This window comes from Roseateles aquatilis (assembly GCF_002205645.1).
Taxonomy (GTDB): Bacteria; Pseudomonadota; Gammaproteobacteria; order Burkholderiales; family Burkholderiaceae_C; genus Roseateles; species Roseateles aquatilis.
In genome coordinates this window covers 59078-73945 of the sequence record NZ_NIOF01000006.1, presented here as the reverse complement: position 1 = coordinate 73945, position 14868 = coordinate 59078, and the positions used below count along the sequence as shown (strand labels likewise).

The 14868-nt window shown below is 68.1% G+C and carries 3 protein-coding genes; all 3 read left to right on the top strand.

The window, feature by feature from the left end:
• Positions 1–30: 30 nt before the first annotated feature.
• The 3 genes from CDN99_RS14630 (at position 31) to CDN99_RS14620 (ending at position 14836) form a co-directional block, all read left to right on the top strand.
• The gene (locus CDN99_RS14630) at positions 31–2199 is read left to right on the top strand and encodes a type I secretion system permease/ATPase (protein ID WP_088385606.1); all 2169 of its coding nucleotides are present in this window, start codon (positions 31–33) and stop codon (positions 2197–2199) included.
• Positions 2196–3782, top strand: a complete 1587-nt coding sequence (locus CDN99_RS14625) for an HlyD family type I secretion periplasmic adaptor subunit (protein ID WP_202820276.1) — start codon at positions 2196–2198, stop codon at positions 3780–3782. The genes CDN99_RS14630 and CDN99_RS14625 overlap by 4 nt, the downstream gene beginning before the upstream one ends.
• Before the next feature lie 62 nt (positions 3783–3844).
• On the top strand, positions 3845–14836 hold the full coding sequence (locus CDN99_RS14620) for a C80 family cysteine peptidase (protein ID WP_088385605.1): 10992 nt from the start codon (positions 3845–3847) through the stop codon (positions 14834–14836).
• The last annotated feature ends 32 nt before the right edge of the window (positions 14837–14868 follow it).

Genomic DNA, 14868 nt, shown 5'->3' with positions numbered 1-14868 from the left:
TCACGCGTCACCACGGCCTCCGGTGACCCCATGACGCACGCTGCTTCGACGCCGCATCCCTTCGACGCACTCTGCCTGATCGCGGCGATGCACGAGACCGCCGCGGAGGCCCCGGTGCTGGCACATCGCCTGGGCCTCGGCCCGCACGATCCGATCGGTCCGGACGAGATCCTGCGCGCCGCCCGCCTGCTCGGCCTGAAGGCCCGCCGCCTGCGCAGCACGCCGGCGCGGCTGTCGCGCCTGCCACTGCCGGTCATCGCCTGGTTGCGCGCGGATGGCGCCGCATCGGACGCCGCGCCCCATCCGGTGGTGATCGCCCGCGCCAACGCGCAGACCGTGCTGATCGCCGATGCCGGCGTCGAGGAAGGCCGCCCTCGATCGCTGCCGCTGGAGGCGTTCATCGCGCGCTGGAATGGCGACGTGATGCTCGTCGCCAGCCAGGCCAGCACGATCGGCGCGGCGGCGCGTTTCGACTTCAGCTGGTTCATCCCGGCGCTGGTCAAGCACCGACGGCTGCTCGGCGAAGTGCTGCTGATCTCCTTCGTGCTGCAGGCCTTCGCGCTCGCGCATCCGCTGTTCTTCCAGGTCGTCATGGACAAGGTGCTGGTCCACCACGGCATGTCGACGCTGCACGTGATCGTCATCGGCCTGATCGTCGTGATGCTCTTCGAGAGCCTGCTCAGCGGGCTGCGCCACTACATCCTCAGCCACACCACCAGCCGCATCGACGTGGAGCTCGGCGCGCGGCTGTTCCGGCACCTCGTCGCGCTGCCGCTGACCTACTTCCAGGCACGCCGCGTCGGCGACTCGGTGGCTCGGGTGCGGGAGCTGGAGCACATCCGCGCCTTCCTGACCGGCCAGGCGCTGACGGTGGTGCTGGACCTGGTGTTCTCCGTCGTCTTCATCGCGGTGATGTTCGTCTACAGCGTGCCGCTGACGCTGATCGTGCTGTGCAGCCTGCCGCTCTACGCGGCGCTGAGCGTGGCGCTCGTGCCGGTGCTGCGGCGGCGCCTCGCCGAGAAGTTCGCGCGCGGCGCGGAGAACCAGGCGATGCTGGTCGAGTCCGTCACCGCGGTGCAGACCGTCAAGGCTGGCGCGCTGGAGCCCACCTTCTCGCGCCACTGGGACCGGCAGTTGGCGGCGTATGTCTCCGCCAGCTTCCGCACACAGAACCTGGCCGTCTGGGGCCACGAGGGCATCGGCCTGATCGGCAAGCTGACGCAGGCGGCGACGTTGTGGTGGGGCGCCCAGGAAGTCATGGCCGGCGCATTGACGGTGGGGCAGTTCGTCGCCTTCAACATGTTCGCGCAGCACGTCGCGCAACCGGTCATGCGGATGGCGACGCTGTGGACCGACTTCCAGCAGACGGGGCTGTCGATGGCGCGGCTCGGGGACATCCTGAACACGCGCACCGAGGCGCCGCCCGCGAGCGCCGCGCAGTTGCCCTCGCTGCGCGGCGCGATCCAGCTGCAGGACGTGTCGTTCCGCTACCGGCCGGAGGCGGCGCCGGTGCTGCGCGGCGTCGACCTGGACATCCGGCCCGGCGAGGTCATCGGTATCGTCGGCCGCTCCGGCAGCGGCAAGAGCACGCTGACGAAACTGGTGCAACGGTTGCACCTTCCTCAGGAAGGACGCGTACTGGTGGACGGCGTCGACGTCGGCCTGATCGACGCCGCGCAGCTGCGGCGACAGATCGGCGTGGTACTGCAGGACAACGTCCTGTTCAACCGGACGCTGCGCGAGAACATCGCGATCACCGATCCCGCCGCTCCGCTCGACGAGGTGGTCCGGGCCGCGCGACTGGCGGGCGCCCACGACTTCATCGGCGAGTTGCCGCAGGGTTATGACACCGTGGTCGCGGAACAGGGGTGCTCGTTGTCCGGCGGGCAACGGCAACGCGTGGCGATCGCGCGGGCGCTGTTCAGCGACCCTCGCATCCTCATCCTCGACGAGGCCACCAGCGCACTCGACTACGACAGCGAGGCGGTCCTGCATCGCAACATGACGCACATCTGCCGCGGTCGAACCGTGTTGATCATCGCGCACCGGCTCAGCGCGGTGCGCGGTGCCGATCGCATCGTGGTGATGGAGCGTGGCCGCATCGTCGAGCAGGGGTCGCATGCGGCGCTGCTGCGGCAGGAGAACGGGCTCTACCGTCACCTGTGGTCGCTGCAGGACGGGCCGGGGGCTCGCGCATGAAGCCCGACGAGACAGCCGACAAGGCGGCCGACAGGAATGCCGACACGACGGTCGACAGCGAGATCGACAGCGAGGTCGAAAGGAGGCCCGCCAGGAAGGTCGACGAGCAGGTCGAAGTGAGGAGTGCCCCGCGCCACGCCACCGGCCGCTGGAGACACTCGGTGACCGAGCGCCTGGCGGTGCCGGCGGAGTTGCTGCGCCGCTACCGGGCGATCTTCGTCGCCGCCTGGGCGGCGCGACGCGAGCTCGCCGGCCCGGCCCGGCTGGCCGACGAGTCCGCCTTCCTGCCCGCCGCGCTGGCGATTCAGGACACGCCGATGCATCCGTCGCCACGTCGCACCGCCGCCGTGCTGATCGCGTTGGCGGTGATCGCGCTCGCATGGACGGTCTTCGGGCGGGTGGACATCGTGGCCATCGCCCCGGGCCGGCTGATCGTCAGCGAACGCGTCAAACTCGTGCAGCCGCTGGAGCGGTCGGTCGTGCGCGCGATCCTGGTCCGTGATGGCGACCACGTCTCGCCAGGACAACTCCTGGTGGCGCTCGATCCGACCGGCGCGTCGGCCGACCTGGCGGGCCTCGACGAACAGCGGCTCGCCGTCGATGGCGAACGGATGCTGGCGCGCGCGTTGACCGACGCACTGGAGGGCGGTCGCCCGCCCGCGTTCGAGGCGCCCTCGTCGTGGCCCCCCCTGCGCCGCGACGCCACGGCGCGGCGATTGCAGGCGGAATGGCAGGACCTGCAGGCGCGGCTGGGCCGCATCGATGCCGAGGCCGCGCGCCGCCGCGCGGAGCGCGCGACGATCCAGGCCACGGCCCTGCGGCTGGGGACCGCGTTGCGGCTGTCTCAGCGCCGCGAGGACGACCTGCGCGCGCTGGCCGGCGCGGGGTTCGCCTCCACGCATGCCTGGGAGGACCGTCGCCGCGAGCGGCTGGACCTGGACGGCGAGCTCGGCACGCAGCACGCGCGTCTGCGCGAGGCGGAGGCCGCGCTCGACGAATCCCGCCGCGCCCGCGACGCCGCGCTGGCGGAGGCGCGCCGCCGTTGGCGCGAGGCACTGGCCCAAGCCGAACCGCGACTCGCGCAGTTGGAGGCCGAGCGGCGCAAGGCCACGCGACGCGAGCAATTGACGCGGCTGACCGCGCCGGTCGCCGGCACGGTGCAACAGCTCGCGGCGCACACGCCGGGCGGCATCGTCACCGAGGCTCAGACCCTGATGGTGATCGTGCCCGACGACGCACCGGTCACCGCCGAGGTGATGCTGGACAACAAGGACATCGGCTTCGTCCGCGTCGGCGACACCGCCGCGGTGAAGCTCGACACCTTCCCCTTCACGCGCCACGGCACGCTGCCAGCGACGGTGACGCGGATCAGCGCCGACGCCGTCGACGACGAGCAGCGCGGTCCGCTGTTCGCCGCCACCTTGACGTTGGCGGATCGTGCCATCGACATCGACGGCACCCGCGTGCCGCTGCGGCCCGGCATGGCGCTGAGCGCCGAGGTCCGCACCGGCAGCCGGCGGGTGATCGAATTCCTGCTGAGTCCGATCGAGCGGACGAGCAACGAGAGCCTGCGAGAGCGTTGATACGGGACTTCGGACGCGCGGGAACGCCGCACTGAGGCCGTGTCTCCATTCATCAGGCCATCATGCTCCCCAACTTCGCTGCCATTGAGAACATCGCCGGCCCATCCCAAAGCCCCGGCCCTGTCGGACCCACCACCTCCTCGGATGCAGAAGGGCTCGCGCCAGATCGCGCCACCCGCATCGCGACCAAGTTCCAGCAGCTCCTTGCCGGACTGGACCTGAAGATTCAGGGGGCGGAGCAGCAGCATGACGCCCTGGCGCCGTCCCTGCAGAGAATCGCGATCGGCCTCTTCGGCAATGCCGCGCAAGCGGGGTTGAAGACGGCCGTGACACAGTTCTTGACAGGCATGTTCCAGGGCTCGTTCACGTACTTGAACGATGCGTACCAGACGCTGCTCAGCGCCTTCGCGTCCTCCTCATCCGCCGCGGCTTCGCCAGCAGCCTTCGCGCAGCAGGCAATGATGACCCTCAAGGCGCAGGTCCTTGAAGCCATGGTGTTCAGCGTCGATGCCCGTCGCCGCGACCTGGCCGGCATCCTGGTGGACGAGTTCTTGGAAGCACTCAAGTCGCCGACCGACTCGACGACGCGCCTGTCGCGCCGATTGGCGCCGTGGCTCGACATCCCTGTCGCCAACGACTCCAGCTCCAGCTCCAGCTCCAGCTCCAGCTCCAGCTCCAGCTCCAGCTCCAGCTCCAGCTCCAGCTCCAGCTCCAGTTCCAGTTCCAGTTCCAGTTCCAGTCCAAGTCCAAGTCCAAGTCCAAGCCCCGAGTCCAACCTCGCCCTCGATTCCGATTCCGATTCCGATTCCGAATTCGATTCCGAATTCGATTCGTACACCGACACTGACGACACGGAGCGTCCATCCCACGGCAGGACGAGGGGCGAGGCTCCGGACGGAGATCCCCTCCAGCAGCCGGCGAACACGACGACCCAGGACGCCTGGGTTCTTCCCGTGTTCTCGAACCTCACATCCACACCCACGCCGGAGCAGCGCGCGACGGCCATCGCGGCCGTGCTGCAGGCCGGTATCGACGGCTGGGCGCTGACGCTGGCATTCCCCGACACGCAACGCCACTCGCTGCTGGAATCCATCCGGCAGGACGTCGCCGGCCGTTTCCTTCAGATGCCAGCAACGGCCATGACGGCCGCGACCACGCACATGCTGGACGGCATGCTTCAAGGCTCCGTGCTGGAGTTCAAGGACGCACTTCTGGCGCTGCTCGATGGACGATCCCCGCAAGGCCTTCGCGCGGCGAATGCGCTGGCCGACGCCTCGATCGATTTCCGGGCACTGCAAGCGGCGACCTGGTCGCGACTCGCCGGCGCCACGTCCGAGTACAAGGCGGTCACGTCTCAGGCGCTGGCGACGTTCTATATCTCGGCGATCGACGCGCCACCCGGAGAACACCTGCTGGTCGACTTCAACGTGCCGGGCTCGCTGCTCGCACTTCGCCAATCTCGCTCGAAGGAGGCGGCGGTGGGACTGTCGCTGGAACTGCATGGTTCATTGCGCCAATTGCATGACGCGGGCCTGATCGGCCCCGTCGAATGGAACTCCCCAACACCGGTGCCCGGCCCTGTCTGGGTGCCAGCCCAAGGCGCCTTTCGCTCCCGGGAAGACCTGCGCGAGCCTCATTGGTCGCACTGGCGATTCCACCCGGAGATCGGGTTCCTGCCCGAGGATTCAGCCCGGAGCTTCGCGCCTGCCGTCGTGGTCGATGACGTGCCACTGCCCGCGCTGGCTTCCCTCGCTCCGCAGGCACGACAGTATCTGGATCGGTCCACGGGAACGGTGCGACTGGCATGGACTGCTGGCGGGACACATGGCTTTGCGCGCCTGAATCTTCGACTACCGGCGCCAGGCGCGACGCCGGCCTCCGTCGCGAGCGATGGCACCCTCCTGTCAACGCGATTGCGCACCCTCGATACACTGCTCGTCACGTGGATCGGGCGCAGCGGCGAGTCCGCATTGAGCATGCTCCCGGCCAACCTCTCCCTCAGCGGGGACCAACTGCTCGCCGGGCCGCAGGTCATCGCTCGGCGCACGGCGGACAGATGGTCCTTCGTGCCTTCGGCCCCAACGACAACGACGGCCAAGACGGCACATGGCCGCTCGACAGTGATCGCCGCCCTGCTGGAGTCGGCGGATCGCCCGAAGGCTCCGTTGTCGGATGAGTCCTGGAAGACCGAGGTGATCGACGCCTTCGCCCAAAGGCCCCGTGACGACCTCCTGTCCATCGCCAACACGCGGTTGAGTCCGATCGCCAGGACCTTGCTCGCCGGGATCCTGGACGCCTCCGCGACCACGCTGCGTCGGGCCCATGGACACCTGCTCGACGCGGCCCGTCTAGCGGGCCAGGAGGCGTCCATGGCCGACCACGGAGCGGCCGAGGCCTTCCGCCTGCTGGTCGACGAAGCCGCGCAGTTCCTCAAGACATGGCCCGATGCCAACGCGATCGCCCGCAGCGTCGATGGTCGCGTGCTCGCGGATTTCTATGCGATGGCGCTGGAGTCCTCCGGCCCTGATCGCCCCTTCCAGTTGCGCGTCGCCGACCTTCGTCTCGCACTGGAGCGTCGCTCCACCGACCCGGACGCCACGCGTTACGCCGCGTTGATGCTCTCCATGCGCGACCAACTCGCTCTGATGGCATCCACCGGCGTGATCGGCCCCGTGCAATACGTCGCCCCAACGAAACCTTTCGACGAGTTCGGCGCCGGATGGAGAAAGGAGAACGACCGCTGGGTCACCTCGAAGCACCTCCTCGCCGAGCGATGGTCGGAATGGGTCTTCGACTCGGCGAAGGACGCGCTCACGCCTCTGACTCAGGAGGATCAGTTGCGCCGCTGGGACGACTATCTCGCCAGGCTCGACTCGCTGGCATTCCAGGACGATGCGGACATCACTGCCGCCGAACGTCTGTACGACTGGGCGGAACAGACGAGCGACGACCTTCGCGCACTGCAAGAGAAGCCTCGCCCGGATCGTGCCGACGGCATGTCGGATGATGCGTGGACCCGCCGATTGGTGGACGTGACAGACCTCCATTTGAGCATCCGCCGCTCCATCCGGAGCCCTCGGTTGAAGGTGTTGGCCGACGATCTCGTGGACATGGTCAGCGAGGAAGCCGGGGTCGCGAGCACCCGCGCGCATCAAGCCGCCTATGGTGGCGGCACGATGCCAACGGTCTTCGACGCGACACCACTGCCAACGCTTGGCCGGCTCATTTCCGGCCTGAAGGTCGAACTCGACCGGACCTCCGGCCTCTTGCAGTTACGGGCGGGGCCGGTCACGAAAACATGGCAAGTCCCCGCGCTGCCAAAGGCGGACGATATCGGCGCGCGTTGGCGGCAGGACGCGGCACTGCGCCAAATTGACGCGTTGGCCGTTCATCACTACGCCAAGGAGGGGCCACTCGCCTTGGCCGATCTGCCGCAGACGCTGCGCCTCGATGCTGGGGAACTGCGATCCGCCGACTCCGTCATCGCCCGTGTTCGCGCGGTCGCTCCAATGATTGGCGACGACCCTGCCCAGCCCATCGTGTTGTCGGACAGCGGGGACGAAGGAGACATCAGCCACATCGCCACGACCACGGCTTCGGACGCGTCGGTTTCCCCCACGCCCCATGCCAAGGATCGCAGGCAGAGTTCGGTGCGGACGAGATCGTCTGAGGCATCGAACTGGTCGGCCATGGAAGCACTGGTGACCGGCCGGCTGCAACTTCAGGCAAAGGGCAGTCCTCACCAGCCTTCCCATAAGGGCTTCCTCGATCTCGCGCCGCAAACGGTTGAGAACATCGGAACGGAAGAGGCCGACACGACGGCGAAAAAACGCACCGCCTACGGCAATATCTACCTCAATCGGCTGAATGACAGACATATGGGGCCCGTCGCATTCAAGGATTTACATAGGCTCTATCTCGCCGGCGCTGCATCGCTCTCGCGATCCGATGGCATCGCGGGTCTGCTGGGACGCGAGACGCGCACCGCACTGGCATCGGCAATGCCCAGGAGCGATAACGACTGGTCCCCGGCCGACACACTCTCGTTGGTCAGAAAGAAACTCGCCAACCAGAAGAACATGGCGACAGATGATTGGACGATAGATCGACTCGTCGCCGAGATATCCCTGGGCGCGATGCAATCCACTCGTCCGCACCTACCTTTTCATATCGACGTGGATATGGTGCAGCAATGGATCGATGCGCCGGATCCGGCACGTCAAGCGCTCGCCAAAAATTTCCTGCATCTCTATCCAGCCTTGGAGTCACTCTCGAAGCGAGGGCTGATCGGCCCTGTCATCGCCGTGTCCAGCCAACCCAAGGGCCGCCCCGGGTGGACCCCTGTCGGCCAAGTCTATCGATCCGGGCAGGCGATGAGCGACTTGCTTCGGCTTGCTTCTGGCCAACATTTCGCCGCGCTGACTCTGGCGGCAGAAGACGATGCAATGCCAGGAACCACTTCATTTCGTCGGAACGCGTTGACGCTCAACACAGATTCGACTGTCTTCGGCCAAGGCGTCATAGCGCAACTGAACGCGAAGAACGGTCAGATCAAGTTTCGGGCTCGCTTCAAGCACTCTATCAATGGGCGCCGCCAAGACTTGAAGGTGATCTTCACGCATCAACTGCGCCCCTGGCCAGGCGCTTCGATGCTGGATCTTGCCGGCCTCCTTGACGAGTGGAACCTGCGCTTGTTTGGCACCGGCGCCAACGAGTTCCAGTTGGAGAGCTATCCGCGCCGGCTGTTGTTCGACGCACAAGGTCTGCATGCCATCGGCGCAGGCGGCAGGTCGCAGTTGCGCCTTGTGCAACGCCTCCCCGATGGCAGCATGCACGAGGATGTGGAAGGGCTGCGCAAGATGCGGGCCCACCTGGCAGCCGTCCGGTCCAGCGCCCCATCGGACACGGCGGTAGCGCAGTGGCAGAACGCGCTCACGCCGCACCATGCGACGGACAATCGGTGGATTCAGGCACGCGCTTCCGTGCTGGACGCTCGCAACGATGGCCCGACCAGTGCCAAGCGGTCGCGTCCGGATCACCTGCGGCTGGTGGTCCAGATGGAAGACTCGCCCGCGGCCTTCGAGGCAGCGCTTCGCCAAGCGGTCAAGCATCGTGGCCAGGTCGCCTGGGTGCAGTTGGATCGCCAGAGCGGAAGCCGTGTGCTCGTCGGCACCGACCTGATCGCCGCGCCATCTCTCCACGGCAGCACCAAGCTGATCGTCATCGGTGAGGGCGCGACCAACTTGCAGCAGAACCGCACCCTCTCCGGCTACACCCCCCACGACCTCGCCGAGCGTCTGCGCATGTATACCCTTGGGGCGTGGCCTCACATTAAGTTCAACAAGGTAACGCTCCTGGCCTGCTCGCTTGAGCACCCGTTGGCTATCCAGAGCTTCTCAGTAGATTTTCTGAATGCGATCGCCCATAGAAAGCTCGCCAATCTGCATGAGACCGCCATCACGGCCTATAGCCGACGCGTCTTGTTTCCAGATGATGAGCCGACCTCGACCCGCCGTGCCACGCAATTGAATCCGGAGGATGCCCCGGTGCATCGCATCAAGGCATCCACCCATGTCACCACCGCCAAGGGTCGGACAAAGTCCGACTGGACGACAGTCGACAAATACAGCACCGCGGCCGGCGACCACAATCTGGGGTCGTCGGCCTCGAGCGATGGCGCGATCGCCAGTTGGCAAGACACGGCACTCGGCGGCCACCTGGCGGATGAGGATAAGCGGCTCGACGCAGCGATCGAAGGCCTGTTCGACGACTTTCACCCGTCGCTCGACGATGTGGCTCCGAGCGCCTTGAGGGACCTGTTCACCGATGCCGATGGCAAAGTCGATGAAGGACGCCTCCGTCGCGTTGCCGCCGATCCCATGCTCATTGCCCAGTTGCTGATCGACGTGGACCGCAAGCTGGACGGCATGAGCGCGCAGACACCAGAGGTCCTGCGTCCGCAGGACCTGCTGAGCGAATCGCGCGTGGGTCTGCCAGATCCTGACGGCCCTGGTCATGGTGGCGGGGAATCGGGTGGCCTGCTGGGCGAACTGCTCGCCGCGATGAGCCCTGATACGCGCTCTGACTTCGAATCGTGGCTGGCGCGTACCGGCCTCGATGCCGATGAACTGCGCGACGCCTCGCGGCCCGGCGGTCTGGGCGCGGACGCCACGCCCGAGGAACGGGCGCTGAAGGCCATCGCGCAGCGGCGCAAGGACGGTCTTGACCTCGACCTGGACGCCATCGCGCGGCTCACGCCTGACGCGGCCATCGACGCCCTGCGCCGGAACGGCCTCGTGACCTGGGACGCCGACGCCGAGCCGGTCCTCGACGCAGCGCGCTGGCAAACCAGGATCGCCACGGCCGACGATGCGGCGGCGCTGCGGTTGAGCGGTCGTGTCGTCGCGCTCGACGATTCGGTGTTCTCCGCATTGAGCCGACAGGCCGACGCGCTGGTCGCTGCGCCCGCCTCCTCGAAGCGGCCGTCAGCGTTGAAAGCCTTCTTCAAGCGCGCGGCCGCCGTCCGCGCCGGCATGACCCAGTTGCGCGCCGCGCTGAGCTCGTCGACCGCGGGCAACATCAACAACGGTCTGGGTGGCACCACGTCGGTGTTGGGTGCCTATCAACTCATGACCGACTGGCGCCGCATGGATGACGCCATGAAGGGCCTCGCCGTCACGCAGACCTCGAGCATCGCGGTGAACTTGGCGACCATGGCGCTGGGACGCCATCTGCACGCCGTCGGGAAGACACACGGCATCGCCGCCGTCGGCAAGATCGGACTCGCCCTGCAGGGCGGCGTGATCGACATTCCGATGCAGATCGTCACCGGCGCGATGCTGGCCTTGCAATGGGAGCAATTCCATCGCTCCGGCGCGAGCCAGGACAGCCACCAGTTCCGCTCGCTGGTGGCCAACACCACCCTGTCCGTCGCTTCCATCCTGGTGTCGCTGGGCATGTCGACGGTCCAGGTGGCCGCCTCGATCAAGGGCTCGGCGGCGATCGCCGGCATGCTGCTGGGCCAGACCTCCGCCTTCGTCTCCGCGGCGGCATTGCCGGTCGCGCTGCTCACGATGGTGGTGGCCGGCGGCGTCAACGCGGGGCTGTGGTTCGACGAGTACGGCCAACACTTCCGCGGCAGCATCGCGAGCAGGATCCACACGGGATTCGCCCGGTTCCTCGGCCTGGAGACCGAGTCCTCGCAACGCGCCGAGACCGAGAGCCTGGCCGTCGCCGCCGCGCGGCAGCGCGAGCAATCGCTGACGCTGCAGCGGAAAGAGGACCTCGACTACCTGTCCGATCTGCATGCCAAGCAAGGCTACGGGACCATCGCGCATGCTGGCCGCACGCACCGGGTCGCGCACGCCACCTTCAAGGCGCGCCGGCTGGATCCACCCTTCACCTATGTGTTGCAGGACCGGACCACGTCCGGCCCCACCGAGTTCCGCCAGGCGCGTCCCGAGCTGGCACGGCATGACGGCATGGCATGGGTGGAGTTCGGCACCGGGGGGCCGGGCGCGGCCGGCACGGCCCAGACGCGCGCCGACCGCCAGCTGTTCCGGCTCGAGGGGCAGACCGCGGCGCTGGTGCGGGGCGGCCAGGGCGACGACCTGTTCTACCTCGACCCCCACAGCCGGATCGATCAGATATCGGCATCAGGCGGCGACAACACACTCGTCATCGATGGCACAGGCACTGTCTTGCAAGGCTCGGCCTACGCGTCGCAACCGGATCGGTTCTCCATGCAGATCACGCCGACCGGCCCTGTGGCCTCAACCCGAAGGCTGTCGACCACGCAGATCCGGCGATGGATCGTCCGCGGTGCCGACCAGGCCAATCTGACCGGTGGCGATGCCGACGAAAGCTTCGATGTGCGGGCCGGTGCCGTTACGCTGCGCGGCGGCGGCGGGCGCAATACCTTTGTGCTGAGCCAGGGGACGCAGGTGTACAGCAGCTCGGACGACACGCTGGTCTGGTCCGGCGATGCCGACGCGACGATCACCTCTCGCTCGAACACCCAACCGCTGAGCCTGCGCGTCAATGGCGCGCTCGAACACCTGACGGCCTGGAAGATGGGCCGCGAGCTGCGGATATCCACCGCCGCGTCCACCGGCACGTTGCGTTTCGACAATTTCTTTCCCGACGGCACCTTGCCCTCGGACGACGACCTCGTCCGGTGGTCATCGCGGCCGCTGCGCATCGTCGACGACACCGGCGCGGTCATGACACTGACCCGGCCGCATCGGTTGCCGGCCACCCCCCTGCCGATGCCGTGGGTCGAGAAGACCTGGCACCTCGACGCGGCGACACCGGCTGCTCGCCGCCATCTGGTCAACGAACGCGCCAACACGCTGTACCACTTGGCGAGCGGCGCCGGACCGATCACCGCGCGCGCCCATGGCCCGGCGCCGATGCAGTTCTTCCTGGACATCCCGTACGACCGGCTGCGTTATCGGGTGCGGGGCGACGCGTTGATCCTGTCAGAGCAGCCGTCGAATCCCAGCCCCAACGCGACGCCGCTGCAGTTGACACTGGAGGCGGCATGGACCTCGCCACCGGTGCCGGGGCAATGGCCGATCTGGGCTCGCGCGGCTGAGTCCGCCGCGCCGTCGGCGGCACCCGTGCTGCTGCGGCTGCCCGAGGCTCGGGCAGCGGTCGAGGGACCGGTGAGCATCGTCATCCCCGACGCCACGACACAGGCTGCCGGCGCGGCCAAGGCAGCGGGTCCCACCGCCGTCAAGACACCGACGTCCGAAGGGAGCAGGCTCGCGTCCGCGCCAGACACGGTGAAGGCGCCCTCGTCGCCGCCAGCCTTCGACGCCACGGCCGGCGTCGTGATCTCCGGCCCCCGGGTCCACGCGCCGGACGAGGCCCACGCCGAGGTCGCGGCCGACACGGCGGGCGTCCACGTGATCGTCGCGCCCGCTCGGGCCCACGGCGTCACAAGCACCGTTGGCGTGCGCACGGCGGTACGCCTGCGCGGCGCCCCCACGAGCTACGTCATTCGGTCCCTGGGCCTGAGCCTGGAGTTGTCCATCGGGGACGACGCCAGCCGATCGGTGGTGCATCTGCTGGACTACTACCGGGATCCTTCGACCTTCCGCTTCGTCTGGACCGACGCCTCGCGGGCCGGCAGCTCCGAGGAGACGGTGCTTTCCCACGACGACCGGACGCGGCTGTCCGCGCGTTACGACCTCGCGCCGGACGCATGGTGGGTGAGGCTGGACCGGGCCGGCGTGACCGACGCCGCGACGGTGTCTGCGCTGCTGCGTCTTCAGGCGGATCTCGACCAGCTCGCCACGCGCGCGGCAGTCGTGCATGACGTCGGCACGGTGCGCCTGTACTTGCGCCTGCGTGGCCTGGACCCGAACGTCGCCTCGGCGTTGCAGACCACGCGCGTCGGCGAGGTCGCCCGCATCCGGACCCTGATCGAGGTGGCCGATGCGCCGCTCACCGCGCGCATCCTGGATGGCTACGCCGCGGCAGGCGCCAGCGTGCCAACGCTCGACATCACGCGTCACCGCCCCCTGCTACGCCACCTCGGCCAGCACGACCGAACGGCGGCCTACGTGAACGAAGTCCTGCGATCCGACCTCGACCGGCCTGCGCTGGATGCCTTCGAAACCTGGGTCACCGGGCAGCCGTCCCTGTCGATCGACGCGCCCGAGACCGTCGAGCACCTGCGCGACTTTGCGCGGCTCCTGCGGCGCAGCCCCTACGCCGCGTTGAAGGATCGATCCCTGCTCGGCGCCGTGCTCAGGCATGTGGGTTACCGACCCGTCGTCAGCGACACGCTCGCCGACCTCATGGTGTCGGCAGGCACGCTGGACCACGATTGGGCCGAAGGCCTGCTGCGCGAGGGCATCACCGATGGCGCCATGGCGCTCGCGCTGAAGCAGGCGGGCTTGACGCCGGACCAGATCAAGCTCGGCAACGCGGCCCGACGCCAATACGAAGGCACGGGGGACCGGACCGCGCTGATCGAGGTCAGCACCGGGGGACCGCTTGCTGGCTCGGCCCCCACGTCGATCATTCGCTACGTCGCCAGGGAACATCTTCGACTCGACCGCGAGGGTCACAACTTCGTGCGGCTAGGCGTCTCGCCTGCGTCCGGGGTGACCGGCGATCTCGTACCCGGAGAGGTCGTCGATGCCTATGACCGTTCAAGGCCTTCCTCGATCGATTCGGTGCCCCCTCCCGCCAAAGTTCCCTCCAGCGTGGTCCGGGAGCGAAGCTTCCTGGCTGGCCGCGTACGGGAAGATCAGATGAACCGTCAGGCCCGCGGACACACGGCGGACCGCAGCGGCGTCGCACTGCTGCATGAGCAGGGGCTGGTGGAGAAGACCGTCGAGACGGTGGCGCCTCGACCGGTCTGGTGGCGCCGCAGCACGCCGGCCAATCTGGTCGACGGCGCGTTGGCGGGCAACGAGGCGATGGCCTGGCGGCCCTTCATCGGGAAAAACGACAACGGCGAGCATCAGGCGCCCCAGCTGGCCGGCAAGGAGCCGGCGTTCATCCGCTTCGACTTCAGGCATGCGATCGCGCTGAGCAGGTTGACCCTGCACGTCGCGCCGGGCCTCCTGGACGCCTCACGGCAGGACCGGTCCGTCGGCACGTGGAAGGCGCAGGCGCTGGCCTCGGACGCTCGTTGGGTCGACGTGTCCGGCGACATGCGGATCGGCAACGGCCTGTACGACGAAAAGCTGACGCTCCACACCGCGGGCGTGCCCTACCGGAGCTATCGGCTGATCGGCACCGATGGCGCCTATCCGATCGACTCGTGGTTCACCGAGGTGAGCTTCGCCACCATGGATGCCGGCCGCGACGCCACACCGCTGCACCGTCCGGTAGCGGGCGCGCCTCTGCCGGCGTCACCCGCGATCGCCACGCCAGCCGTCGCGCCCAACCCGCAACGGACGGCCGCCCTGCTGGTGACGGCGATGGCGGGCCTGACGGACGAGACGTCACCCGCGCTCTCCAGCTCGGCACCGGTGGCGGCCTTGCAGAATGTCGGCAAGTCGCCCGTCCTGCTCGCCGCCCCCCTGACGACCTGACGCACTCGCCGCCTCCGTCGTCGACCGACGGC

Coding starts and splice junctions, on each gene's coding strand:
- CDN99_RS14630 (WP_088385606.1), top strand. CDS start 31: ATGACGCACGCTGCTTCGACGCCGCATCCCTTCGACGCACTCTGCCTG.
- CDN99_RS14620 (WP_088385605.1), top strand. CDS start 3,845: ATGCTCCCCAACTTCGCTGCCATTGAGAACATCGCCGGCCCATCCCAA.
- CDN99_RS14625 (WP_202820276.1), top strand. CDS start 2,196: ATGAAGCCCGACGAGACAGCCGACAAGGCGGCCGACAGGAATGCCGAC.